This window comes from Streptomyces sp. NPDC006012 (assembly GCF_042871185.1).
Classification (GTDB): domain Bacteria; phylum Actinomycetota; class Actinomycetes; order Streptomycetales; family Streptomycetaceae; genus Streptomyces.
In genome coordinates this window covers 181,906-206,687 of sequence record NZ_JBIAIE010000002.1, presented here as the reverse complement: position 1 = coordinate 206,687, position 24,782 = coordinate 181,906, and the positions used below count along the sequence as shown (strand labels likewise).

Genomic DNA, 24,782 nt, shown 5'->3' with positions numbered 1-24,782 from the left:
CAGCCATGGCCCGCTTCGATGTGTACATCTCCGACGACGGGCTCGCCGACATCGACGGAGATCCCGTCGTCCCCGAGCCGGACGAGTCCGTGCACGAGGCCGTGCTCGACCAGTTGCAGCGGTACGCGCAGGAGTACGGCACCTCCGTGGAGGCGACCGTGACCGACGGCCCCGGCGACTCCTACTTCGTCCTTGAGGTGGCAGCGGACGGCTCCAGCCGCGTACTCATACCCGAGGACGACGCGGCCGAGGTCGATGCGAACGAGGTCGACGCGGCCGGGATCGACGCGAACGAGGTCGGCGCGGCCGAGGAGGACTCGGTCGAGGAATTCGCCTCGGAGGAATACGTCTCCGAGGAATTCGTCTCCGAGGAGTCCTTCGCCGACGAATCCTTCGTCGAGGAGTCCTTCGCTGAAGAGGCATCCTCCGTGGAGTCCTTCGCTGAGGAAGCGTCCTCCGTGGCAGGCCCCCACACGGACGCCTCGGCCGAGGAAGCGCCCGCTGCTCAAGCCCCCTCCGTGCCGGCCCCGTCCGCCGAAGCGCGCGCCGTGACCCCGGCACCACCGGCCCCGCTCCCTACCCCCGACCTGGTTCCGGCCCCGGCCCCGACCGTGTCCGCGGGTCCCGCCCCGGCCCTGCTCGTCGCCAGGGCTCCCGTCCGCACCCGGGTGGCGACCAGGCGTTCCACCACCACCGCCCCGCGGCCCGTCGCACCCCGGACCACCGAGACCGCCCCCGCCCCCACGGTGTTCCCGGCCGCCGAGGCCGTTTCCGCCCCCACCGTGTTCCCGGTCGTCGAGACCGCCGCCGGGCCGGCCGGGGCGGTCGGGTCTCCGGCGACCGAGCCCGCTCCCGAGCCCGCCGTGGCCCCGGCTGCCGAAACCGCCCCTGCCGCCACGGAGCCCCCGGCCGTCGAGACCCCTCCCGCCGCCATCGAGTCCCCGGCTGCCGAAATCGCTCCCGCCCTCACCGACCCTCCGGCCGCCGAAGCCGCCCCCGCGCCCCCGACTCCAGCCGCCCCCGCTCCCGCCGCTCCAACTCCCGCATCCACTCCCACTGCCACCCCCACCCGCACTCCCACCCCAACCCGCACCCCCGCTCCCGTCTCCGCCCTCGCCGCCGCGATCGGGCGAGCCCGCGCGCAGGCCGCCACGGGTCCGGTGAGCGATGACGCGGCGGGCGGTGCCGGAACCGGCGCCGGTGCGAAGGCCCCGATCACCGCCTTCGCCTCGGTCTCCGCCGAGGGCACCGACCTCCCGGCCGACATCGCCGAACGTATCGGCCGTATCAACGCGTTGGCGGCCATCGGCCGGCTCGACGAGGCGTTCGCCGACGCGACCGCGCTGCGCGAGAGCCTGACCGACGCGGCCGGCGCCGAGCATCCGCACACCCTGGAGGCGCGTGCGGTGGAGGCGTATCTGGCGTACCTGTGCGGCGAGTACCGCGAGGCCACCGTGCTGGCCCTGGCCGTGGCCCGGATCCGCTGCGGCGCCGGGGACGAACGCGCGTCGACCGAGGTGGCACGGGCAGCGGCGGCCTGGCAGCGGCTCGACGACGACGTCGCCGCCCTCGTCCACGGGCGCGAACTGCTGCACATGTGGGACAGATTGCGGGCCCGCGGCCCCCTGCCGCCCGGCCACGCGGACCTCGCCGAGCGAATCCGTGGACATGTGCTGGAACTTGAGGAGTACGTCTGAGTAACTGCTGTTCGTACACCCTGCGTACTCACCAGTAAACCGGCTCCGACCAGCGTATCCATCGAGTATCAGAACGAGCGTCAAACGAACGTCCAACGTGCCTCGGAACACTCCGTTCCCCAGGAGCTCCAGCCTCAGTCCCGCGGATTGGGCCGGACATCCCAAGGAGCAGGAGCACACCATGAACGTGACGGTCATCGGGTCCGCTAGCGCGGTCTCCGCGGAAGAACGGGCGCTTCGCAACCTCTACCTGGAACACGGCCCGGCTCTCTATTCGTATGTGCTGCGGATGCTGGGCGGGGACACACACCGCACGGAGGACGTCATTCAGGAGACGTTGCTGCGCTGCTGGAACAAACAGCACCTCGGTGACGACGAGGGGATGGCCATACGACCCTGGATGTTCCGGGTGGCCCGCAACCTCGTCATAGACGCGCACCGTACGCGGATGGCGCGTCCGACCGAGATCAGCGGGGCCACCTGGCTGACCGAACTGGGCGCCGAGGCCGACGACATAGACCAGATGCTGTCGTCGATGGTGTTGCAGGACGCCCTGGACGCGCTGTCACCGGCACACCGGGACGTACTGCGGGCGACGTTCTTCGCCGACCACACCACCCAGCAGGCGGCGGACGAACTCGGCGTCCCCCAGGGCACCGTGAAGTCCCGCGTGTACTACGCCCTGCGCAGCCTGCGGTCCGCCCTGGAGGAACGGGGAATCGACTAGCACTGCCAGCACCGCACGCACACCCGTCAGGCTCCGCCGCGATCCGGCCAGGAAGCCGACGCACCCTTGCACGTTCCGGCGCACGATCACCACCGTGCCGAGACCGGACAGTTCCACCGCCCGCATGGCCTCGGCGCCGCGTGGCGGTCGCTCCACCACCTGGCCGGACCAGGTGAAGGACCATTGGTCGCGCCCTCGGGCATCAGCAGGCAGGCACGGCAGGCATCCTCCTCTGGAGACGCGCAAGCAGCCCCGGCTCCTTCCGGCACACCGGCCCCCGCCTGGACCGTACCGGCCGCACCCCGTCAAGGTGGTGTCAAGGTCGCCGTGGCCGGCGCCAAAGAACCGCTAACGGCAGGCCCGGCCGCCGTCCGCAGCCGCTTCCCTGGAGGAATCCCGCTCCCTCGACGGGTGTCGGACAACTGAGCGGAGCGCGTCGGCGGCGATGAGTGACGTACGGCCCGGACGATTGAAGATCTACCTCGGGGCGGCCCCGGGGGTCGGCAAGACCTACCGGATGCTCGACGAGGGGCGGCGGCACGCCGTCCGCGGGGCGGACGTGGTGGTCGGATTCGCCGAGTGCCACGGACGCCCGCACACGCTGGCGATGCTGGAGGGCCTGGAGACGGTGCCCCGGATGTCCCGCATCCACCGGGGCGAGCGGTCCCAGGAACTGGACCTGGCCGCCGTCCTGGCCCGCCGCCCGCAGGTGGCGATCGTCGACGAGTACGCCCACAGCAACGTCCCCGGCGACGGCCGCAACGCCAAGCGCTGGCAGGACGTCGAGGAACTCCTCGCGGCCGGCATCGACGTGATCACCGCGCTGAACGTCCAGAACCTGGAGTCCCTGGGCGACGTGGTCGAGAAGATCACCGGGGTGCCGCAGCACGAGACCGTGCCGGACGAGGTCGTACGGCGTGCCGCGCAGATCGAGCTGGTGGACGTGTCCCCCGAGGGGCTGCGCCGCCGCATGGCGCACGGCAACATCTACGCCCCCGAGAACATCGACGCGGCGCTGGCCAGCTACTTCCGTCCCGGCAACCTCACCGCGCTGCGCCAGCTGGCACTGCTGTGGGTGGCCGACCGGGTCGACGAGGCGTTGCAGGAGTACCGGTCGCAGCACGGCATCGGGCGGGTGTGGGAGACCCGGGAACGGGTCGTGGTCGCGCTGACCGGCGGTCCGGAGGGCGACACCCTGGTACGGCGGGCCGCCCGCATCGCCGACCGGTCCGCGGGCGGCGACCTGCTCGCCGTGCACGTGGCCCGCAGCACCGGCCTCGCCGCCGGGGTGTCGCACGCCTCGCTGGCCCGGCAGCGCAGACTCGTCGAGGACCTCGGCGGCAGCTACCACTCGGTCGTCGGGGACGACGTGGCCACCTCGCTGGTGGAGTTCGCGCGGGCCGTGAACGCCACCCAGCTCGTGCTCGGCACCAGCCGCCGCGGCCGGCTCACCCGGCTGCTGACCGCGCCGGGCACCGGGGAGACGGTCACCGAGCTGTCCGGTGACATCGACGTGCACCGGGTCAGCCACGAGCGGGCCGGCCGCGGCACCCTCCTGCCGTCCCGCCGCCGCACCCTGTCGACGGCCCGGATGATCGCCGGTCCGGTGGCCGGGCTGGTGCTGCCGGTCCTGCTCACCGTCGTCCTCGCCCAGCTGCGCGGCAGCCTGAACCTGACCAGCGAGGCCCTGCTGTTCCTGCTCGCCGTGGTGGGCGTGGCCTGCATAGGCGGTGTCACGTCGGCGGTGATCGCCTCGGTGACCGCGTCCCTGCTGCTGAACTACTGGTTCATCCCGCCCATCGGCCACTTCACCCTCAACGATCCGAACGCCCTGCTGGCGCTCGTGGTGTTCGCGATCGTCGCGGCGATCGTGGCCGCCGTGGTCGACCGGTCGCTGCGCCTGTCCCGCCGCTCGGCCCGGGCCACCGCCGAGGCGGAGACCATGTCCTCCCTGGCCGGCAGCATCGTGCGGGGCGAGGCGGCCATCCCGGCGCTGCTCGAACGGACCCGGGAGACCTTCGGCATGGACTCGGCGGACCTGGTGGACGGGCCCCCCGACGCGCCGGGCGCGACGGCCGTGCCCGCCGGTTCGGACGCCTACCTCGTGCTGCACGGCCGTACCCTCTCCTCCTCCGAGCGGCGGGTGCTCGCGGCCTTCGCCGCACACGTCGGTTCCGCGGTCGAACGCGCGCGGCTCGCCGAGGCGGCGGCCGAGGTGGAGCCGGTCAGGGCCGCCGACCGGCTGCGTACGGCCCTGCTCCGGGCCGTCGGCCACGACCTGCGCACCCCGCTCGCCGCGGGCTGGGCCGCGGTCACCTCGCTGCGCAGCCGGGACGTCGCCTTCTCCGACCAGGACCGGGAGGAACTCCTCGCCACCGCCGACGCGTCCATGGCCAAGCTGAACCGGCTGGTGGAGAACCTGCTCGATCTCAGCCGTCTGGAGGCCGGGGTCCTCACGCTGAATCTGCGGGCGACCTCGCTGGAGGAGGTGCTGCCGCCGGCGCTGGCGGACGTGCCCGGGGCGGTGGTGGCGAACGTCGAGGACATCCCGCCGGTGCTGGCCGATCCGCCGCTGCTGGAACGGGTCGTAGCCAACCTGGCCGGCAACGCCGCCCGCTACACCCCGCCGGGCCGCAGGGTGCTGGTCACGGCCAGTGCGCTGGCGGGGCGGGTGGAACTGCGGGTGGTGGACCGGGGGCCCGGGCTGCCGGCCGACGGCCGGGAACGGATCTTCGAACCCTTCCAGCGCCTCGGCGACACCGACAACACCAGCGGCCTGGGCCTCGGCCTCGCCCTCGCCCGGGGTCTGACCGAGGCGATGGACGGCACCCTCACCCCCGAGGACACTCCCGGCGGCGGCCTCACCATGGTCGTGTCGCTGCCACTCGCGGCACGCAGGCCGGACCCCGGACCGACCTGGCAGAGCGCCGAAGGCGCGTGACGGGCGGCGCGACGGGCACCTGACGGGTGACGAGCGGTGCGACGGGCACTTTGCCCACCGTCGGACCGCCGATCGGCCACCGTCGGGCCGCTGACGTACCGTCACCCGATGTCGGTACTGGCCACCCGAGGCCGATCCGGTCCCCCCGAGGATACGAGACCGCCGTGGACGGGAAGGAACCAGGAAGCCCCCGGCGGGCCCCGGCGTCCACCGGGGACGCACTGGCTGCGGCGCACGGCATCGTCTTCGGGAAAGGGAGGTGCCGCTCGTGGGCGGCGAGAACAGGGAAGCGGACAAAGTAACGGCGGACAAAGTAACGGCGGACCGGGAAGCAGCGGGCAGGGAAGCAGCAGACGGGAAAACGGCGGACAAGGCAGCGGCGGGCCGGGAATACGGCTGTCGCAGGATCGAGCGGGACACGGCGCCGGCGGGCTGTCCCGTCTCCCGCGGCAGCGACGGCGTCTGGCGGGTGCACGGGTACGACGAAGCCCGTGCGGTCCTGCGCAGCACCACGACCCGGCAGGCCGGCCTGGGCATCCAGATGGTCGAGAAACTCCCGTCGAGCATCCGGCGGCCGGTGCTCTACCGGGACGGCCCGGAACATCGCGAGCACCGCCGTCAGACCGCCCGGTTCTTCACCCCGCGCCGGGTCGACGAGCACTACCGCGACGTCATGCTCCGGGTCACCGAGGCCCAGCTCGACCACCTCAGGACGACCCGCCGGGCCGCGCTGTCCGACCTGAGCTTCAACCTGGCGATCGAAGTGGCCTGCGCCGTCATCGGCCTGACCGACAGCCGCCCCGGCATCAAAGAGCGCCTGGACCGCTTCTTCCCCGAGAAATTCGGTACGCCGGGATTCACCAGCCTGCACGGCGTCTACTGGATGATGCGCCAGAACGCCAACTGGCTGCGCATCTACCTGGGCGACGTGCGTCCCGCCGTACGGGCCCGCCGCCGCGGCCGCCGCGACGACCTCATCTCCCACCTGCTGGACGAGGGCTGTTCGGCCGAAGAGATCCTCGGCGAATGCATCACCTTCGCCGCCGCCGGCATGGTCACCACCCGCGAGTTCATCAGCGCCGCGGCCTGGCATCTCTTCTCCGACGCCGAACTGCTGGCGCACTACCGGCAGTCGGACGAGGACGGCAGGCGCGCGGTGCTCAGCGAGATCCTCCGCCTGGAACCGGTCATCGGCCGCCTCAGCCGCCGTACCACCGAGCCCCTCGACCTGTCCGGCACCGGCGACGAGTCGCTGACGGTTCCGGCGGGCGAACGCGTCGACGTCCTCATCGACCGCACCAACCTGGACGAACGCGCCGCGGGTCCGCGACCGGAACACCTCCGTCCAGGCCGCCCCATGAGCGACGGCACGGGCTCCCCGGGACTGTCCTTCGGCGACGGCCCGCACAAGTGCCCCGGGCTGCACGTCGCACTCCTGGAGACGGACATCTTCCTCAGCGCACTGTTCGCCGTCCCCGGATTGCGCATGGCGACCCCGCCCGACGTGTCCTTCATCGACGACATCGCGAGCTATGAACTCCGCCGCTGCGTCGTGGAGATCGACAGCGCGGCGGCCTGAGCACGGCGGCCGGCCCGGTCGGTTCTCCGGGAGTGGGCCGGCACTTCTTTCGGTTATCCGTATTTGATGGACGAACACCTGGCGAGCACCCTTGGGTCCACTACTGTGTAAGCCTCACATGAGGGTCGGCATGGCCAAGGGCCGGGCGGCGCCGTACGGGTTCGGGGGGAGTTCGTATGTCGGCACGAAAATGCAGCCGGGAGCATCGGTTCGGTGATTCATCCGTTCGGTCATGACGGCACCGAGTCTGGGGCGGAGCGTTCCGGCACCTCGTGTTTCCGTGCCTGCCGCGCGTCCCGGAAGCCGCGGGCTGGTATTCGTCAGCCATACCTCGCGGCGGCGCACCAAGGAGGAACTGGGCCCGGACGAGTACCGGGCCCAGGGCAGGCGCAAGGAATATCTGGGCAGGGTCCTGACCGAACTGGAGCAACAGCTTCCGGAGGCCGGTTTCCAGATCTGGTGGGACCGGCGGGATCTGCAGCCCGGCCAGCCGGTCGACGCGTCGATCCACAGCGCGTTGAATCGGTGCCGGGCTGCCGTGATCCTGATCGACGCCGATGCTCTGAACCCCGGCTACATGCGCCGTGAGGTCAACATTCTCGCTTTTCGCGGGGCGGAACAGAGCGTGTTCGTCCTTCCCGTACTGCTGCACGTCGATGCGGAACAGGTCCGGGACAGCCAGTTGGGACACGATACGGGTATCGACGTCCAACTGGCCCTGCGCACCAGTAACAAACGCAACAGCGCGGCCGCCCGGCAAACAGCCGAGCAGATAACGGAGCAGCTGCTCAAACGGTCGGCCCAATGGCAGCGCGACATTCGCTCTCCCGTCAACCGGTGGATCGACGATGTCGCCGTGTTCCTCACCGGTGCTTCGCAGGCCGCGCTCCGGGAAGCCGCCGCACGGCTGGATCTCGACCTCGTGGCCTGGGAGCGGTCCACCGAGGGCGAGAGGCGGTGGGAGATCGCCGCCGCCATGTGGTCGGCGGACGGGCAGGCGGTCTACGAGGTACTCGAAGGCGTCGCGGACCACCTGTCCGACGCACAACGACAGAAGATCGTGAAATGGGTCCTTCCGCAGTGGGTGGACCTGCGGGCCGCACGCACCGTCCGAGAGGTCGCAGGCGGGACGGCCGGGAGCTACCGCGCCGTGAGCCTGGCCACGCGCGCGTACCGGCTGGGCGAACACGTCGTCCGGCGGTCGACGGCCGGCAACCGCACGACGCGTGTGGTCCGGCTCACGGATGTGCACGGCGAAGGCACCATCCAAGAACTCGTCGGCCAGTCCGAAGCCACGCTGCGCAGGGAACTGAACTTTCCCAAGGAGGCGCCGGCCGACGAAGTCGCGTCTGTACTGCGCAGCTCGCCCGACAGAGGCGTGTACGCGATTCTGCGCGCAGACACCGTCAACCCGGCGACCAGCGCGGCCGTCGTCCGGGAGTTGCAGCACAGATTTCCGGGGATCACCGTGGTGGTGCTGAACCAATCCGGGACTCCGGGTGGAGGAAGTTCGATGATCTCCCCTGTATTCGAGGACTTTCCGCCTGAACGGGAGAGGCAGGTACGGAAGTTCGTGAGCGACCTGAGTGACCTGTCCGGTGCGCGGAAGATCGAGGTGGACAGCGATGAATGAGGTATCCCCCATGCTCGCCGCCCTCCTGCAGGACGTGACGGACATGCCGAACGCGCCCCAGCATCCACAGCCGCGCAAAGGCGACGGGCGGGACGGACTCGTCTACTCGCCCACTCCTGAGATCATCACCGCGATCAAGGTGGCGCTCATCACCGGCCGGCCGTTGCTGCTGTCCGGTCCTCCCGGATGCGGCAAATCCAGTCTGGCGGGCTTCGTCGCCCGGGTGCTCGGCTTCGACTACCTGGAGTTCGTCGTCGACGACGAGTCCTCGCCCCAGGACCTCCAGTGGAAAGTCGACGTCATCGCCCGTCTGCGGGACGCTCAGCTCGCCCGTGACAGCAGCCAGGTCCCACCGCTCAACGACTACGTCGACCCCGGCCCGCTGTGGTGGGCGCTGGACCCGGCGTCGGCCGCGCGGAGGGGGGCGCCGGAGGGAGCCGCCGTCGCCCGGCCCTCCCGGATGCCGGTCCGCCTGAAGGACCATGCCCCCGGCCGGCAGGGCGCGGTGCTGTTGATCGACGAGATCGACAAGGCGGAGAGTTCCTTCTGCAACGGATTGCTGGTTCCGCTGGGCAGCCGTCAGTTCCACGTGACCGATGTGGACGTCCTGGTCGAGAACGGACCCGGTCGCGCCGCCGAAAGCCCCCTGGTGATCATCACCACCAACGGTGAACGGGACCTGCCGGACGCCTTCGTGCGGCGCTGCGTGGTGCTCGCCATCGAGGGACCCGACGCGGCGCGTCTCGAAGAGATCGCGGGCCTCCATTTCCCGGGTATCGCCGAGGACGGGGACCTGAGGGAAAGGGTGCGTGTGCTCGCCCAGCGATTCGAGACCGGTGCCAAAGAACACGCGAGCACCGCCGAGTTCCTCGACCTGGTGGGAGTACTGATCACGATGGACGCCGACATGGAATCCGATCAGTGGCGCCTCGTCGAGAGCCTCGTCGTGGAAAAGCCCAGCGTGCGCAGAAATCTGTTCGCGTCGTGGTGAGGGTGTCCTTCGGGGGGAGTCCGGCATGAGCTACGGCGATGCGGCACGCGTTCTCAAAGCCCGTGCCCACTTGTCCGACCTCGACGCCGCCCTGAAACTGCTGGGCTACCGGCTCGACCACCGGGCGCTCCTGAGTACGACGGAACGCGAGGCCGAACTCTGGATCGGCACCGGACCGGAGGCACCGGGCGACACGGACGACGCCGAACCGTCCGAAGCCCTGCTGCTCCCGCTCGACGAGGAGTGGGACGAACCGTTCGACGACGATCGGGACGGCGAAGAGATCGGCTGGGACTGGGGGCACGAAGAGGAACGCTCCGGGGACGGCCGGGTGCGTCTCGGCCGTAACGGCGGTCTCGTGCCGTACGTCCTGCCCAGCGAGGAGATCCAGGTCCAGCCGCCGGACCAGGACGAGGCCGGCAGTATCGAGCGGCCCCGCAGCCCGGAGGCGAACGCCCAGCAGGTCCGCGCACGCATCACGCGGTACGCGGACGCCTGGGACGGGCGGCGGGTCAGGGAACTGCTGGTGCGCAAGGTGCCGGGGGACCGCGTAGACGTGGTGAGACTTGCGCGGTCACTCGCCGAGGGCGAGACGATCCGCGAGATCCCGCTCCTGCGCCGGACGAAGATCGCCCTGCCCATTCAGATCGTGCACGACATCGGCCTGTTCACCGGACCGCTCGGCTACGACCTCCAGGCGTTCCTGGACGTGATGGTGGTCTCCGGGAGCCCGGGACTGGACCGGATCGCCTTCCGCCACAGCCTCGCCGACGGCTGCGGCACCGGCCCCGTATGGGAATGGCAGGACTACCGCATTCCCCGGCGCACCAGCGCGGTCGTCCTCGTCTCCGGTCTGTACGGCGCTGATCCGCACGGCAGGGTGGGCGAGTTCGAGCACCTGATGGCGACACTGCACCGCCACGGTCATCACGCCCGCGCCGTCTGGTTCGGAGACCTGCCCGAAGCCACGGTCCTGCGCCGTCCGGAGCAGTGGGTGGTGCACAAGGGATGACGACACCTCTGGCCGCGACCCTGGCCGCGTACCTGCCGTGGCCGCTGTCGGCCGACCCCGACGTGGCCTGCCTGGCCGCCCTGGTCAGTACCGCGCCCTTCGTCCCCTATCCGCTGCTGCGGGACGTCCGCGGTGCCGCCATGCCGTCGGCCGGGTTCGCCCTGGAGGCCCGGTTGTGCGAATCACCCTTGGTGGAGAGCGTCGCGGCCGACGGTTTTGTCCTGCACACCGAAGCACGTGCCGCATTACGCGGGGCGCTGCGCGAAGCGGTCGTCGACGACGGCGTCGACATCGGGGGGACACGGCTTCGCGAGGCCATGCACGACGGTCTGGAACTGCTCTCGCCGCTGCTGCGGATCGAGGAGCGCGTGGTGTGGTCGTACGTCACCCAGCCGGACTACCTCGGAACCTGCGAGCGGGAACTGGGCGCCGTGGTGCGAGCGGTCGTCCGTGAGCGGCGGCTGCGCATGCTGGAGTGGGCCTCGGGAGCGATGACCCGCCTGCCCAGGGAACTCCTCGACACGCCCTCGGTGTGGCTGCTCGCCCAGATGTGCCGGGCCCAGCGCCTGCCGCACCCCCAGCTCGGCTGGCCCGAAGGCCCCGTCGACGAGGGGCTGCTCCTGGACATCGTGCGGTTCGTGCCGCAGACCGTCGTGGGGCTCTGTCGGGAGGAAGGGAAACTGACGCTCGGACCGGTTTCCGCCCGGCGCCCCATCGGCATCCGCATCCCCGCCACCCAGCCGGTCACCGTGAAGGTCCAGTGGCCCGGCAATCCCGACGGGGTGCGCGTGGAGGGCATCGACCGCGGCACCCGGACGCTCCACACGGGAGGGGACCCGGTCACCATCGTCAGTCTCGACGGGCGAGCCGTCCGCCTGGCGGCCGTGCCCGCCGCCGACATCGCCCCGGAGATCCGCGAACGCGGCAGGGTCTTCGACCGCCTCGACGACGCGCGGCTGCGCCGCCGCGTGTTCGCCGCCCAGCCCGTACGACTCGACGTGGGCCCGCACGGCTATCTCGTGCGCCTGCTGGAGGAACCCTCCGTCGTGGCCTACATGCCGCTCAAGGACGCCGGCATGCCGTGGCTGACGGAGGACCAGATCTCCCGTGTCCCGGACGGTGTCCAGCGCGTGCACGTCACACGGGTCGATCGCGAGAGGCAGCGCGTCTCCGTACGCCGCGTCAAGGGCATCGCCGGCAACGGGGTGCTGCGCACGGACGAGCCTTACCGCGCCCGGCTGATCGCCAGGACCAGAAACGGCTTGCTGTTCGACCTGACCGAGGCGGCCGCGCTGACCATCCCGAAGTTCGAGCGCGCCCTGGGCCTGCTCCGCACGGAGGACCTGCCGGACACGGTCGGCTGGAAGCCCAAGCTGCGCAGCGCTTTCAGCTACCCCATCGAGGACGGGACCGAACTCGACGTAGTGATCACCCGCATCCGGCCCGGCAACCGGATCACGGTCAGACTGGCCGACGACAGAGATGTCCCAGGAGGCCGCCTCCCCGCGGGGCTGGCCGTGGGCGACCGGCTGCTCGGCACCGTCATGGAGAAGCTCTATTCAGGCGTCCGCTTCTCCCTCGACGAGGCGAGCGTAATCCCCGTCACCGACCGGGACGGCCGCCCGGCCCTGCCCGCCGGTCTCACCGGGTTCGTCCTCAACACCGAACTGTCCTGGGAGGGGCGCTGGTTCTTCGGCGGCGGCGACGCCCGCGAGTTTCCGCTCGAACCCGGCGACCGGTGCGAACTCCTCGTCCTTGGCGTTCACTCCCTCACCGGCGAGATCAGCCTGTCGCTCAAACAACTCGTCGAGGACCCGGGCGCCGTGACCCTCCGCTCCCTGCGGCCCGGCTCCGAGGTCGACGGCGTGCTGCAGCGGCGCCGCAACCATCGGTGGAGAGTGCGCCTGGAACCCTGGAGTGCCATCGCGACCATGTCGGGAGCGGGCCTTGAGCATCTGCGCAACGGCACCCGGGTCCGGGTGCGGGTGCGTCGTGCGGAACCCGCCGCGCAGATGCTGATCGTCGAACTGGTCAAGACGTATCAGGACCCGCAGCAGTCGTCCTCGAACGAGACCTGAGCAGGGGGCCGCCAGGCGGGCGCCTACCGGTCCTCACCGGGAACGGCAGCCCCGAGGTTCGGAACCCCGCAGGCGTCGGCGAGGAGGTCGGCGTAATCGGTGAGGACACCGCGGGTGTCGCGCAGCGCGGCCCGCAGCTCACCTGCACGGCTCCAGGCCTGTTCGTGATCGCGGCGCGAACGGTCGGCGGGGCGGCGGCTCTCCCAGTCCTCCAGAGCGGGATGCCAGGCGGCGAGGAGGGGCCTGACGCCGTGGTTGAGCATGGCGACAGCGAGATAGCCGAAGTTGTACTGGCCGTTCTTCTTCGGCTCGGCTACGTCCGGGCCGTACTTCCGCAGCACCTCCCGGGTGGAGCCGAAAAGGGAGTACAGGCTGCTCAGGGCCTCGCGCAGCAGTCCGTCGTCCTCACGCAGCGGCACCACCGAAATGCGGGTCACCAACTCGACATACACCTCCCACGCCGCGCGCCGCTCGACGTCGTTCGGCTCCCAGGTGCCGGAGATCTCCAGCACCCGCAGGTTCAGCCGCATCAACGGACTTCGGCGCCCGCACTATCTGTGCCCCCTTGTCCCGACGGCCTGCCCGCAGACCGTTCGTATCCTGTAGGTACCGTATACAAGGGACCACGGACATGCCGCCGGGACGCACACGGCGACCAGCCGGGCGTGGTCGGGCCCGTCAGAGCTGGCGCAGTCCGACCAGCACCTTTTCCATCAGGGTGAGGCTCGGGGCACCGCCGTCGTCGGTCGCCGCCCCGTGAATGATGATCATCCCGTGGTCCGCCATCTCGCCGAGGAGGACCGTGGCCACCCCGAGCGGCATCGCGAGCAGCGCCGCCATCTCGGCCACCGACCTCGGTTCCTGGCACAGCTCAAGCGCCGTGCGGTACGGCTCCGGTACGGCGCTGCTGCTCGGTTCGGCGGCCGTGACCAGGGTCTCGACCTGGAAATGATGGTGCGACCTGGTCCGGCCGCCCGTCCACACGTAAGCGCGGACCGATGCGGCCGGTGCGTCCCGGTCGGCGTTCCCGGCTTCCCAGGCGGCCGGCCGGTCGCCCACCCCGGGTGCCTGCCCGAACGACTCGTCGGCAGGCGCCGGCGCGGAACCCTCCGTCTCGTGGTGCTGCCCGTCCTGCGGCGTGCCACGAGTACCGGACGCCTTCCGCCTGCGCCGCGCGCTGCCGAAACTGAACGCGTTGAGCACGTCGGCGTAGGTCTGTTCGTCGTCCGAATCCTGATCTCTCCGAGGCCCGGACGGGCCTGAACCGGTGCTCATGTTCTTCTCGTCCGCGCTATCGGGCGGCAGTCTGCCGGGACTGCTGTAGTTCGGTACGGAGTTCCGGGGTCAGCATCTCACCGACCTGGTCGACGAGTACGGACATCTCGTAGGCGATCTGGCCGATCTCGCAGCCCGGAGCCGCCAGGGCCACCATGCACGAACCGTCCCGGATCGACATCATCAGCATGTTGCCGTGCTCCATCTGTATGACCGTGCTGCGCACGTCTCCGGTATCGGTACAGCGGGCAGCGGCATGGATCAGGCTGATGGCACCGGCCGCGATGGTGGAGAGCTGCTCGGCACGTTCGTCCGACAGCCGGTCCGACGCGGTGAGCAGCAGCCCGTCGGACGAGATCACCACGATGTGCGCCACGTTGGGAACGCGCTCGGTGAAGTTGGTGACCAGCCATCCGAACTGGCTCACCTCCCCGGAGTGGGGTGATGTCATGGCTTCTTCCTGCCCGTCGGCGATGGGTTCTGTATCTGGTCGGGTCGCGCCCTGCGAAGGCCCGCCTGGTAGCTGCTGAGGAAACTGTGGGCACGGCCGGCGGCTGAGCCCGAGCCGGTTGTCCCGTCGTCCTCGGCGGGCAGACGCTCAGCCGGGCGCTCGGCACGGGGCGGCGGATCCGACCGTCTGGACGGTTCCGACCAGGTGGGCGGATCGGTTCGCGTGGGCGGAACCCTTTTGGGCAGCCCGGCCTGGGTGTGAGGGGGCTGCTCGGCGGGCTGCTGCGCGGCTTGCCCGGCCGGGCGTCGGACAGGAAGCGCGGGCGCCGGCCGGTTTGCCGGCGGTACCCGGTCGCCGGGGGATCCGGGCGAGTACGACGACCCGGGCGGGCCGGGCGAGAACGCATGGCCGGGCGGCCCGGACGCGGGCTTCCCCGCGGCGGCGGGCGGTACCGAGCCCGCCGCTCCGTTCCCCGTACCGTTCGCCACGCCGTTCCCGGTGCCGGGAGCGCCCGTTGCCGTTGCCGAGCCGGCCTCCGTGAACCACTGCGGGCCGGCGGACCCCCGGGGAGCAGCCTCGGCCGCCGGGGAAGCGGGCCCCTGGGCCGTGCCGGTGAGCGGTCGCCGCGGGAGCGGCGCCGCCCTGCCGCCGTCGGCCGGGCCGCCGGCCGTCCGTCGGGGGAGGGGTGCTGTTCCACCTGCGTCGGTCGGGCTGCCGGACGTCCGTCGGGGGAGCGGTGCGGTTTTGCCGCCGTAGGTTCGGCCGCCGTTCGGCCGTCCCGGGAGCGGTGCCGTCCTGCCGTCGCCGGTCCGGCTGCCGCTCACCCGCTCCGGGAGCACTGCCGTTGAGCCGTCGTCCGTCCGGCTGCCGCTCGGCCGCCCCGGAACGCCGGCCGCGGTCGGCTGCGGTGCCCTGGCGCCCGGCTGCTTGGCGGGGCTCGGCACCTGCGCGTTGACCAGCGTGGCCGCTATGTGCACCCGGACCCGCAGCCCCCTGCGGTCCGGCTGCGCGTTCAGGCTGACCGCGATGCCGTGCCGGTGGGCCAGGCGACCGACCACGGACAGGCCCAGCTGCCGGGACACGGGCGTGTCCCTGGTGGCTTCGGCGGCCACCCGCTGGTTCGCCATGACCAGGTCGCTCTCGGTCATCCCGATTCCCTCGTCCTGGATCTCGATCAGCACCGAGCCGTCGGACACCTGGGTACCGCCGATGATCACCTGGGTGTGCGGCGGGGAGAACGCGGTGGCGTTGTCGAGCAGTTCGGCGACGAGCCTGCCCAGGTCACCGGCCGCGTACCCGATCACGTCGACGGAAGGGCTGGGCTGCACGACGACGCGCTGGTAGCGCTCGATCTCGGAGACGGCGCCCCTCAGCACGGTGTCCAGCGCGGCCCGCTGATTGAACGAGCGCACCAGCGAGCTGCCGCACAGGATCATCATGTTCTCGTTGTTGCGCCGCATCCGCGTGGCCAGGTGATCGAGCGTGAAGAGGCTGGCCAGCTGGTCCGGGTCCTCCTCGCGCCGTTCGAGCTGTTCCATCAGCAGCAGGAGCCGGTCCACCAGGCTCTGGCTGCGCCGGGAGAGGTTGACCAGGGTGTTCCTGAGGTCGCCGCGCAGCCCGGCCTGCTCCGCCGCCAGACGCACAGCCTGCGCGTGCACCGTGTCGAAGGCCCGGGCGAGCTGGCCGAACTCCTCGGTGCTGTGGACCGGTACGACATCGATCGCGGTGTCCGCGACCTGCCCCTCGCGCATGCTCGCGACCGCCGCGGGCAGCCGGTGCTCCGCCACATCGAGCGCCGTCGTCCGCAGGACGGCCAGCGACCGGAGCAGGTCCCGCCCGACCGCGAGTCCGATGGCGAGGGCGAGCAGCAGCCCCGCGAAGACGGTCACGGACGCCACGCCCGCGCGGGTGCTCGACTGGTCCTGCAACTCGGCCGACGTCGTGCGCAACGTGCGGGTGAGGCCGTCCCCCACCATGTCGACGAGCATGCCGGTGGTTTCCGAGTCGTGGGTCCACTGTTCGACCGAGACCGGCAGCGAGGTGGAGACGTTCTGCTGTGCATCCGGCCCGGGGGACCCGGCCAGTACGGCGCTCACCGCTCGGGCGCGCCGGTTGACGGCCGGGCCGGTGACCGTCCGCCGGTACTCGCTCAGCTCCCCGGGGGTGGCCACGGTCCGGAAGCCGGCGAGCCCGTCCTGCAGGCGGACGCCTGAATCCTGCAGGGCCTTGGTCAGCGCCGGCGGCATCGACCGGTCCTGACCGACCGCCTGCAGCAGGATCACGTGCTGGAGGTGGATCTGCTCCTCGACCGTCTCCAGGTCGTACAACGTGGTGGCCGACCTGGACAGTTGGGGAACGCTGAGCGGGCTGAACAGCGCTTCGTTGAGGTTGAGCAGCCCCTTGATGATCGTGCTGTAGTCGTTGATCGCGGTCCAGGAGTCGATGCGGCCGGACGCCACCTGGGCACGCAGCGCGGGCAGGCGGGTCAGGACGCCGGTGGCGTCCCGATAGCGGTTCGCCGCGACGCCCGTGAGGGAGACTTCCTGGTTCCTGGTGCTCGCGACGACGGCCTGCGCACGGTCGACGCGCCGCGTCTGTTCCCGCAGCGCGGAGTGCGGGAGGGCGCCGCTGTCACTCAGTTGCTCGACGGACATGGTGCGTTCCATCTGCAGGGCTGCCAGCAGGGACCGCAGCTCGGCACGCATCTTGACCAGCTTCTGCATGTCCGCGTACGAGTTGGCACGTGCGACGTCGCCCTGGATCTGGACGACGCCCAGGGCGACGGCGAGCAGGGCCGGCACGATCAGTACCGCTGCGAGCTTCACCAGCAGCCGCCAGTTCCGCCACTGCACGAGCGGGGCCCACCACGAGGGCCGGGCCGGCCGTACGACCGCGTGCCTCGCCGCGGTCACGAGCTGGGCTCCGTGGTCGCAGCAGCGTGCTCACAGGGACCTATCACAGTGCCGTTTCTCCTGGGTTTCCCCTGAACAGGATGTGGAATGCCCGGCAGTAAAGGGCGATGCCGACGAGGTGGCGCAACTACCCGTGGTCACGCCGCGGTGCCCGAATCCAGGAGCGGGCATAGGCCCGGTCGTGGCGGAGCGCCGTGAGAGCTAAAGGGAGGTTCGGCCAAGGGGGTCTGGCCGGCCAGGCCACGTGGAGGGTGCACCCCGGGAAATCCATGGACTGCTTTACCTCCCCCTGCTCGGAGCCGACCCGATCCCCGCCCATTATGTGGCTACTCGTCAAGTAGCGGGTAGCACGGGCGGGTTTAGGGCGGCCAACGGAACGGCAAAAAAGCTGCCCCTACTGTACCTCGGGCGTCGACGAGTGTTTCCTTACTCGCAGGTTCGTCTTACTTGAGTTGCCGGATCGCCTTACGGGGGCGGTCGCCCGCCGGGGCCACGCGGCCAAATATCCGATGGTAAATGGACAACAAACAAAAGGTCAAGCCTCCTTCAATTCAGCTCCGTTCCGGGCTTCACGTAGCCGAATGGCGCAGAACTCGGGGGTGCCTCAAAGGTCTCGTGTAGATTTTGCGAGCACCGTGTGCGTAGTGGGGCGTTGTTTGACGGCACGCGGCACCTCACTACACTTTCCCCCGCTCGACAGGCCGCGGCTCACCTTCTTCTCATCTCCCGTTCCAGGAGCGCCGGTTGGCCTCCCGCCCGGATGCCCCAGGAGGGGAACGTGACCAAACCGGTATGGTCGCCCACCGCCGTTACTTCCGAGCGGCCGGCCGGACCGAAGTTCATCGACCCCCGTGACGATGACGAGCCGGACTACCACGCGATTCAGCAGAGCCCGGAGTTCTCCCGGCTGCGCAGGCGACTTCGGCTGTTCGTCTTTCCGATGAGCATGGCCTTCTTCTTCTGGTACATGGCGTTCGCCGTTCTTTCCGCCTATGCGCACGAGTTCATGAGTCACAAACTGGTGGGGGAAATCAACACCGGCACCGTCCTGGGCCTGACGCAGTTCGCGTCCACCGTCGCGATCGTCCTTTCGTACCAGCGTTTCGCCCGGAAGAAGCTTGATCCGGAGGTGCAGAGGATCAACGAACTAGCAGGAGTCGGCAAGGAATGACAGCGCAGCTCGCGGCCCCGGCGATCGGTAGCCCCACGCTCAACCTGAGCGTGTTCCTGATATTTGTCTTCATCACCCTGTTCATCGTCTACAAGGTCACCAACAGAAACCAGTCGACGGCCGACTACTATGCCGCGGGCAGCGCCTTCACCGGTATGCAGAACGGCATCGCGATGTCCGGTGACTTCCTCTCCGCCGCTTCCTTCCTGGGAATTTCCGGAGCGATCGCGGTCCACGGGTACGACGGATTCCTCTACTCCGTCGGATGGCTCGTCGCCTGGCTGGTCGCGCTCCTGCTCATCGGGGAGAGGGTGCGCAACACCGGGCGGTTCACCATGGGCGACGTGATGGCCTTCCGCATGAGGCAGCGCCCGGTGCGGGCTGCGGCGGCCAACGCCACCCTGGTGATCACGTTCTTCTACATGCTCGCGCAGATGGCCGGCGCCGGTGGGCTGATGGCCCTGCTGCTGAACGTGCACACCAGGGGCGGGCAGGCGCTCCTCATCACCGGCGTGGGGATCGTCATGGTCTTCTACGTGCTGGTGGGCGGGATGAAGGGCACCACCTGGGTGCAGATCATCAAAGCCGGCATGCTCCTGATCTGCGTGACCTTCATCAGCGTGTTCCTCATCGGGAAGTTCGGATTCAACTTCTCCGCGCTCCTGGAACAGGCCTCGCAGAACAGCCCGTTGGGCGAGAAACTGCTTCAGCCGGGCAGCTCGTACGGCACGAACGGGATAAGCCAACTCGACTTCGTGTCGCTGGCTCTTTCGCTGGTTCTCGGCATTTCCAGCCTGCCGCACGTCCTGATGCGTGTCTACACCGTGCCCAGTGCCAAAGAGGCACGCAGTTCCGTGGTGTGGTGCTCCTGGTCGATGTTCATCTTCTACCTGGGAATCCTGGTCGTCGGTTACAGCGCCACGGCCCTGGTGGGTTCCGACGCCATTGTCGACGCCCCGGGCGGGGAGAACTCCGCGGCGCCTCTGCTCGCCTTCCACATCGGTGGAGTCGTACTTCTGGGAATCGTCTCGGCGGTGGCCTTCGCGACGATCCTGGCGGTCGTGGCCGGCCTGACCCTGGCCGCCTCTGCATCCTTCGCCCACGACGTCTACGCCAACGTGATCCGACGCGGGAAGGCCGACCCCCGGTCCGAGATCCGGGTCGCCCGGCTGACCGCGCTCCTGATCGGCTTCCTGGCCATCATCGGCGGCATCCTGGCCGACGGCCAGAACGTCGCCTTCCTCGTGTCGCTGGCCCTGGCACTCGCCGCGTCCGCCAACCTGCCGACGTTGCTCTACACGCTCTACTGGAAACGCTTCAACACCTCGGGAACGCTGTGGAGCATCTACGGCGGTCTGGTGTCCTGCCTCGTCCTCATCCTCTTCTCACCGGCGGTCTCGGGCGGCCCCACGTCGGTCATCAAAAGCGTCGACTTCCACTGGTTCCCGCTCACCAACCCGGGCGTCGTGTCGATTCCGCTCTCCTTCGTGTGCGGATACCTCGGCACGGTGTTCAGCAGACACCCCGCGGACAGGGACAAGCAGGCGGAGATGGAAGTCCGTGCGCTGACGGGGATCGGGGCCGATCGGTAGCCGACCAGCCGGAGACGTACACGGAAGCCGCGCGGAACTGGGGGCCAGCGGACCTGGCGACGAGCACACCGGCCTGGCGTCCGTGAACCACCCGTGGCGCAGGCTGCGCGACGCGGCCCGTACCACGCGTTGAGGCACCGCCACCAGAGCCCCTCCTCTGATGGATCTCCTCGGCGTAGCGACGCCCGGCACGCTCCTCCAGGCAAGCGCTGCAGCCACGCACCGAACGCCGCACTCCTCCCCTCCAGCCCGAAGATCGCAGGCGGCTTCCCGCGCCGACACGAGTCGCAGCAACTCCTCTTGACCACCGAGTACTTTGTATCGCAAAGTAAGTTGAGCTGGCGGCCGATTGGAAGTCCGCTTGCCGACGCAGCCGAAGCGCGACCACAAGGGGCACATCGTGGTGACACCGCCATTGAGCAGCGCGGGATTCGAACCGAGGGCGCAGGCGGCCGGCCTGCTGGCGGCAACGAAAGACCTCCGGGCCAGGACTCGCGCGCAGATGAACGGCTCGCGAGCCTCCCTGTTCGGCTTCGGCCTTCTCGCGCTGGCTGCCGCACCGATTGCCCGATACGCCTTCAATTTCGGGGCCCACGGCCGCTACATCGGGTCCTATCCGGCCTTCGCCTACGCCGAACTGACCGGGCTGTGCGTCGTCCATGAACCGGGAACCCCCTGTCTGAAGGGCGAGTTCGACGGCGCTGTCCTGCGCTTCGCGGCCTGGGGCGTGTGGTTCGCGCTCCTTCCGCTGGCCTGGTTCGTCTGCGCGCGCTGGTACCGGGTGCGTGGTGAGGCCCTGGGTATCGTTCCCCGTCGCGCCGTGTGGATCCGTACGACCGCCCTGGCAACCGCAGCGATCACGACAGCCCTGATGGCCTTGTTGTTCGGCAGGAACCAGTCATGGGAGGCCGCGCTGCTGGAGAACAGCTACGCCTCCCCGTGGTATCTCGTCGGCATCGGACTGCTCGCCCTCGGAATGGCCGAACGCAACTGGGTCACCGCAGCCGCCGGCACCACACATGCCCTGCTGCTCACCGGATATCTCGGGGCCTCCTGGGGCAGTGGCTGGCTCCCCTGGCAGTACCCCGCACACCCCGGCTGGACCGACGGACCGCAGGCCAAGGCGCTGCTGCTCGCAGCCATCTTGCTCGTCGCGGGTCTGGCCGAGTGGGCGGCAGCCCGTCATCGAGCCACGCCCGGCGCCGCTGATGCGGGTACGGTTGCACCATGAGAGTCGAGGACTCGACCGCTGCGTGGGACGAACAGGCAGGACTCCATCCGACCCAGTCGCTGGACGACACCGTCCACCAGCGTGTACGACTCGGCATCCTTACCATCGCCCGAGAAGCCGATCGAGTCGAGTTCAGCTTCCTGAAGAAGCAACTGGCCGTCACTGACGGAAATCTCTCCCAACATCTCAAGGTGCTGGAAGACTCGGATCTGATCACCATGGAAAAGGGTTATGCCGGTCGGCGCCCCCGAACGTGGATTGCTCTCACCCGCGAAGGCGCGCAGGCGCTGGACCGCGAACTTCGTGCCCTTCGCGCACTCGTCCTTCGCCTGGAAACCCCCCGCCCCGCGCCTGGCCCATCCGAGGCGTGATCCCCGCTCTGGGAGCTCGGTCCACGCCCGCACCTGGCGTTGTCATCGCCTGGTTCTATGGTCGCCCGGGGTTGCTGTATGCCGTCGGCCGGCCTCGTTGATGTCAGCGTTGGATGTCACCGAAACAACCACGGAACTCGGCAGACGTCCAAGGGTTCCTCCGGCCGGTCCGCCCACCTCCACCAGGTGTGCCGATCGGTGCACCGCCACAGCGACCGGCAACTCCGCTGATCGTCGTCCTCCCGCTCGACGGCCATCAAATTGCCCCAGTTCAAGGGCTTCCCGCACTCGGGACAGGACGGACCGTCGGCGACCATACAGCGAACCCTAGACGGGGCCACCGGTTGATCGGAAACTCATAGAGGGATCTCGAAGTGAGCGGTGGCACCGCAATATCCGCCGTCTCCACGGACCGTCCTTCGTCGCTGAAGTACAACCTCAGGGTGCGCGTCACAAGCGGGGCCGCGCGTTGCGCGGGGAGGCCGGTCGGGACACCACCCGGGTTTGCTTCCAGCTGTGCTAGCTGTGCCACGCAGCTCGTGACGGCCCCCGGAACGCCTCTTGGGCTTCAATCGCCTTGGAACCACAAGTAGCTGCCCGGGGTGCCCCGGATCGCCCTCGCACAGTCCGGAAAGACGACGTCCGTCACCACGCCCAGGCTCTGTAGGTGCTCGTCCATGCTGGTCATCCGACGGGCGGGCAGGTCTGCTCAAGCCTGAGCGTCCGGGGGCGCGAAGCGCCAGATGTGAGCGGGTGTGCACGCCGAGCCTTCCTCACCGGAAGGCTTTCTTCATTACTGCGGCTTTGCAAAGATTCCCCCAGGGAGGGGACTTTCACATGCACATCAACAGACGCGCGGTCTGCGCCGCGCTCGGTTTGCTCTTGCCCGCCACAGGTGTGGCGACTCTGGCCGCGTCCACCGCGCACGCGGCCACGCCTTGTGCCTCCGGTGTGTGGACGGCGAAGTACTACGCGAACACCTCGTTCAGCGGCACGCCGAAGAAGACCACCTGCGACACGGCGATCAACGAGAATTACGGCACCGGTGACCCGGCGGGCGTTGCGCTGCCGCGTGACAACTTTGGCGTCCGCTGGACCGTGAGCCGCGACTTCGGTTCCGGCGGGCCGTTCACCATCTCCGCCGCCGCTCAGGACGGCATCCGGGTCTACCTCGACGGGGTCCGCAAGATCGACCTGTGGTCGAACGTCTCCGCGACGCGCGGCAAGAGCGTCCGCGTGACGATTCCCAAGGGCACCCACACCATCCGTGTCGACTTCGCCGCCTTCACCGGCAAGGCCAACGTGAAGTTCACGTACGCCCCGGTCACCAGCGCGAGCGTCGACAAGTTCAAGCCGCTGACCCCCACCGGTCTGAAGGCCGCCTACAGCATCAGCACCCTCAAAACCAGCCTCACCTGGACGAAGAACGTCGAGATGGACCTGGCGGGGTATCGCGTCTACCGCCGCACCGGCACCTCCACCACCTGGACCAGGATCAGCGGCACGGGCCTGGTCACCTCGCCGTCGTACCTCGACACCCCGCCCGCCACCGGCGACGCGTACGGCTACGCCGTCACCGCCGTGGACAAGGCCGGTAACGAGACCGCCCGTTCCGCCGCCCAGACGGTGACCTCGGTGGACAAGACGGGGCCGGCCGCGCCGACCGGCGTCAAGGCGAAAGGCACCCCGCCGGCCGTCACGCTGACGTGGTATCCCGACGCCACCGACGACAACCCCTACTACCCCGGCTACTGGGTCTACCGGGCCACCTCGCCCACCGGTACCTTCACCAGCCTGGGCTCAGGGGATGTCGTCATTCCGGCCTACACTGACGCGTCTGCCGAGCCAGGCGTCACCTACTGGTACAAGGTGCGCGCGTCCGACCGCTTGGGCAATCTCTCCGCGTTCTCGGCGGCCGTCAGCGCCGCGCGCCCGGCCGCCGGCGCCGATGCCGCTCCCGCGCCCACCGGGGTGACCGCCGACGACTGGTACGACGGCAACACCGTCACCTGGAAGCGGCCCGCGGGAGCCACACCGACCGGGTACCACGTCTACTTCAAGTCCGCCGCGGACCTGGACTGGACGAAGTTGACGTCCACGCCGCTGACTTCCACCAGCCTCCACCACCCCACCGCGCCCACGGGCGTGCCGTCGCAGTACTACGTCACGGCTGTGGACGCCTCCGGAGCCGAGTCCCTCCCGTCGGCCATCGCGTCGGCCACCCGGCTCGACGGATCCGGCACCGGCCCCTGGCCGGCACCGGAGGGACTGCTGGCCCGTGAGAACACGGGCGGCATCGAACTGTTCTGGGACCCCTTCCAGCCGCCCAACGGCTCCGCCGTAGGACGGTACGACCACCAGATGCTGTACCGCGCGGCAGGCGAGGGCGGAACGTACGAGCCGGTCGCCCGGCTGTCGCTCTTCGCGACGTACTACGTGGACACCACGGCGCCGCTGAACGTCCCGCTCACCTACAAGCTCGTACGGGTCAACGGCGTCGGCACCGCGTCCGCCCCCGCGTTCGTCACCAGCGTCCGCGACACCCCCGCCGTCCCCAGGGCCCTCACGGCGAGCGACGGTGTCCGTGAGACGCACGTGAGTTGGACCAGCGGCGGCGAAGCCGACCTCAAGGGCTTCAACATGTACCGATCCACCAGCCCCGATGTCCGCGTCGCCCCCGAGTACCGGCTCAACAGCATGCCAGTGAAGGGGAACATCATCGAGGTGTACTCACCGGACACGATCTTCGAGTACAGCGGCCCCGCCCCCGTCCACCTGGTGGACCACTACATCGAGCCCGGCGTCACCTACTACTACGCGATCACCGCAGTGGACATCCACGGCAACGAGTCCGAGCCCGCCACCGGCTCGGCAACGTCCACCGGCTGGGAATGACAGAACACGGCCGGGCGCCAAGGCGCGCCCGGCCGTACCTGGCCGCACCGGGAGCCACTGACCGCTGGCGGGTGGCAAGTGCCCGGCGGTCATCGGCGCCTTCAAGATCGAGCGCCCGACGAACATCGCCCGCCGTGTGAGCGATGCGTGAGCGGACGGCCTGGCCCGGACCATCCGGAGACGGAGGGTGAGATGGAAACTGAGACGGCATGCCCATCGCGTGCCG

Annotated in this window: 17 protein-coding genes; 13 read left to right on the top strand and 4 right to left on the bottom strand. The window is 69.7% G+C overall.

Annotated elements, in window-relative coordinates; genetic code table 11:
* The first annotated feature begins 5 nt into the window (after window positions 1-5).
* From ACFYPJ_RS05065 to ACFYPJ_RS05030, 8 genes are all read left to right on the top strand, one after another.
* Window positions 6-1,697, top strand: coding sequence for a hypothetical protein (locus tag ACFYPJ_RS05065; RefSeq protein ID WP_389010639.1), 1,692 nt, complete (start codon window positions 6-8; stop codon window positions 1,695-1,697).
* A 181-nt stretch (window positions 1,698-1,878) separates the two neighbouring features.
* Entirely contained in the window at window positions 1,879-2,424 is a 546-nt protein-coding gene (locus tag ACFYPJ_RS05060; protein ID WP_389010637.1) for a sigma-70 family RNA polymerase sigma factor, read from the top strand.
* Between the two features lie 445 nt (window positions 2,425-2,869).
* On the top strand, window positions 2,870-5,365 hold the full coding sequence (locus ACFYPJ_RS05055; RefSeq protein WP_389010634.1) for an ATP-binding protein: 2,496 nt from the start codon (window positions 2,870-2,872) through the stop codon (window positions 5,363-5,365).
* Window positions 5,366-5,771: 406 nt separating this feature from the next.
* A complete protein-coding gene (locus tag ACFYPJ_RS05050) occupies window positions 5,772-6,944 on the top strand; it encodes a cytochrome P450 (protein ID WP_389011584.1) in 1,173 nt (390 codons plus the stop codon).
* A gap of 280 nt (window positions 6,945-7,224) precedes the next feature.
* On the top strand, window positions 7,225-8,577 hold the full coding sequence (locus tag ACFYPJ_RS05045; RefSeq protein ID WP_389010631.1) for a toll/interleukin-1 receptor domain-containing protein: 1,353 nt from the start codon (window positions 7,225-7,227) through the stop codon (window positions 8,575-8,577).
* A complete protein-coding gene (locus ACFYPJ_RS05040; RefSeq protein WP_389010628.1) occupies window positions 8,570-9,568 on the top strand; it encodes an AAA family ATPase in 999 nt (332 codons plus the stop codon). The genes ACFYPJ_RS05045 and ACFYPJ_RS05040 overlap by 8 nt, the downstream gene beginning before the upstream one ends.
* Before the next feature lie 25 nt (window positions 9,569-9,593).
* Entirely contained in the window at window positions 9,594-10,580 is a 987-nt protein-coding gene (locus ACFYPJ_RS05035; RefSeq protein ID WP_389010625.1) for a hypothetical protein, read from the top strand.
* Window positions 10,577-12,658 carry a hypothetical protein gene (locus tag ACFYPJ_RS05030; RefSeq protein WP_389010622.1) on the top strand — a complete coding sequence of 694 codons (2,082 nt, stop codon included), beginning with the start codon at window positions 10,577-10,579 and terminating at the stop codon, window positions 12,656-12,658. The genes ACFYPJ_RS05035 and ACFYPJ_RS05030 overlap by 4 nt, the downstream gene beginning before the upstream one ends.
* Window positions 12,659-12,681: 23 nt before the next feature.
* Here the strand turns inward: ACFYPJ_RS05030 and ACFYPJ_RS05025 are convergent, their stop codons facing one another.
* The 4 genes from ACFYPJ_RS05025 to ACFYPJ_RS05010 all read right to left on the bottom strand — a co-directional run bounded on the left by ACFYPJ_RS05025 (window position 12,682) and on the right by ACFYPJ_RS05010 (window position 17,296).
* Window positions 12,682-13,188: a hypothetical protein gene (locus tag ACFYPJ_RS05025; protein WP_389010619.1), complete on the bottom strand. Its 507-nt coding sequence runs from the start codon at window positions 13,186-13,188 to the stop codon at window positions 12,682-12,684.
* Between the two features lie 148 nt (window positions 13,189-13,336).
* On the bottom strand, window positions 13,337-13,933 hold the full coding sequence (locus ACFYPJ_RS05020) for a DUF742 domain-containing protein (protein ID WP_389010616.1): 597 nt from the start codon (window positions 13,931-13,933) through the stop codon (window positions 13,337-13,339).
* A 16-nt stretch (window positions 13,934-13,949) separates the two neighbouring features.
* Complete coding sequence (locus ACFYPJ_RS05015; protein ID WP_389010613.1) at window positions 13,950-14,384, bottom strand: roadblock/LC7 domain-containing protein; 435 nt, start codon at window positions 14,382-14,384, stop codon at window positions 13,950-13,952.
* Window positions 14,381-17,296, bottom strand: a complete 2,916-nt coding sequence (locus tag ACFYPJ_RS05010; RefSeq protein ID WP_389010610.1) for a nitrate- and nitrite sensing domain-containing protein — start codon at window positions 17,294-17,296, stop codon at window positions 14,381-14,383. The genes ACFYPJ_RS05015 and ACFYPJ_RS05010 overlap by 4 nt, the downstream gene beginning before the upstream one ends.
* 778 nt (window positions 17,297-18,074) lie before the next feature.
* Here ACFYPJ_RS05010 and ACFYPJ_RS05005 point away from each other — a divergent pair.
* The 5 genes from ACFYPJ_RS05005 (at window position 18,075) to ACFYPJ_RS04985 (ending at window position 24,556) form a co-directional block, all read left to right on the top strand.
* Window positions 18,075-18,467, top strand: coding sequence for a DUF485 domain-containing protein (locus ACFYPJ_RS05005; RefSeq protein WP_389010607.1), 393 nt, complete (start codon window positions 18,075-18,077; stop codon window positions 18,465-18,467).
* Window positions 18,464-20,059, top strand: coding sequence for a cation acetate symporter (locus tag ACFYPJ_RS05000; RefSeq protein ID WP_389010604.1), 1,596 nt, complete (start codon window positions 18,464-18,466; stop codon window positions 20,057-20,059). Before ACFYPJ_RS05005 ends, ACFYPJ_RS05000 begins: the two co-directional genes overlap by 4 nt.
* A gap of 502 nt (window positions 20,060-20,561) precedes the next feature.
* On the top strand, window positions 20,562-21,290 hold the full coding sequence (locus ACFYPJ_RS04995) for a hypothetical protein (protein ID WP_389010602.1): 729 nt from the start codon (window positions 20,562-20,564) through the stop codon (window positions 21,288-21,290).
* Complete coding sequence (locus tag ACFYPJ_RS04990; protein ID WP_389010599.1) at window positions 21,287-21,661, top strand: transcriptional regulator; 375 nt, start codon at window positions 21,287-21,289, stop codon at window positions 21,659-21,661. The genes ACFYPJ_RS04995 and ACFYPJ_RS04990 overlap by 4 nt, the downstream gene beginning before the upstream one ends.
* A gap of 837 nt (window positions 21,662-22,498) precedes the next feature.
* Complete coding sequence (locus ACFYPJ_RS04985) at window positions 22,499-24,556, top strand: fibronectin type III domain-containing protein (RefSeq protein ID WP_389010596.1); 2,058 nt, start codon at window positions 22,499-22,501, stop codon at window positions 24,554-24,556.
* Window positions 24,557-24,782 lie beyond the last annotated feature (226 nt).

Excerpts from the sequence above, each read along its gene's own strand:
- ACFYPJ_RS04995 (WP_389010602.1), top strand. The coding sequence starts at position 20,562 with ATGAACGGCTCGCGAGCCTCCCTGTTCGGCTTCGGCCTTCTCGCGCTG.
- ACFYPJ_RS05030 (WP_389010622.1), top strand. The coding sequence starts at position 10,577 with ATGACGACACCTCTGGCCGCGACCCTGGCCGCGTACCTGCCGTGGCCG.
- ACFYPJ_RS05065 (WP_389010639.1), top strand. The coding sequence starts at position 6 with ATGGCCCGCTTCGATGTGTACATCTCCGACGACGGGCTCGCCGACATC.
- ACFYPJ_RS05025 (WP_389010619.1), bottom strand. The coding sequence starts at position 13,188 with ATGCGGCTGAACCTGCGGGTGCTGGAGATCTCCGGCACCTGGGAGCCG.
- ACFYPJ_RS05040 (WP_389010628.1), top strand. The coding sequence starts at position 8,570 with ATGAATGAGGTATCCCCCATGCTCGCCGCCCTCCTGCAGGACGTGACG.
- ACFYPJ_RS04990 (WP_389010599.1), top strand. The coding sequence starts at position 21,287 with ATGAGAGTCGAGGACTCGACCGCTGCGTGGGACGAACAGGCAGGACTC.
- ACFYPJ_RS04985 (WP_389010596.1), top strand. The coding sequence starts at position 22,499 with ATGCACATCAACAGACGCGCGGTCTGCGCCGCGCTCGGTTTGCTCTTG.
- ACFYPJ_RS05060 (WP_389010637.1), top strand. The coding sequence starts at position 1,879 with ATGAACGTGACGGTCATCGGGTCCGCTAGCGCGGTCTCCGCGGAAGAA.
- ACFYPJ_RS05035 (WP_389010625.1), top strand. The coding sequence starts at position 9,594 with ATGAGCTACGGCGATGCGGCACGCGTTCTCAAAGCCCGTGCCCACTTG.
- ACFYPJ_RS05015 (WP_389010613.1), bottom strand. The coding sequence starts at position 14,384 with ATGACATCACCCCACTCCGGGGAGGTGAGCCAGTTCGGATGGCTGGTC.
- ACFYPJ_RS05055 (WP_389010634.1), top strand. The coding sequence starts at position 2,870 with ATGAGTGACGTACGGCCCGGACGATTGAAGATCTACCTCGGGGCGGCC.
- ACFYPJ_RS05020 (WP_389010616.1), bottom strand. The coding sequence starts at position 13,933 with ATGAGCACCGGTTCAGGCCCGTCCGGGCCTCGGAGAGATCAGGATTCG.
- ACFYPJ_RS05000 (WP_389010604.1), top strand. The coding sequence starts at position 18,464 with ATGACAGCGCAGCTCGCGGCCCCGGCGATCGGTAGCCCCACGCTCAAC.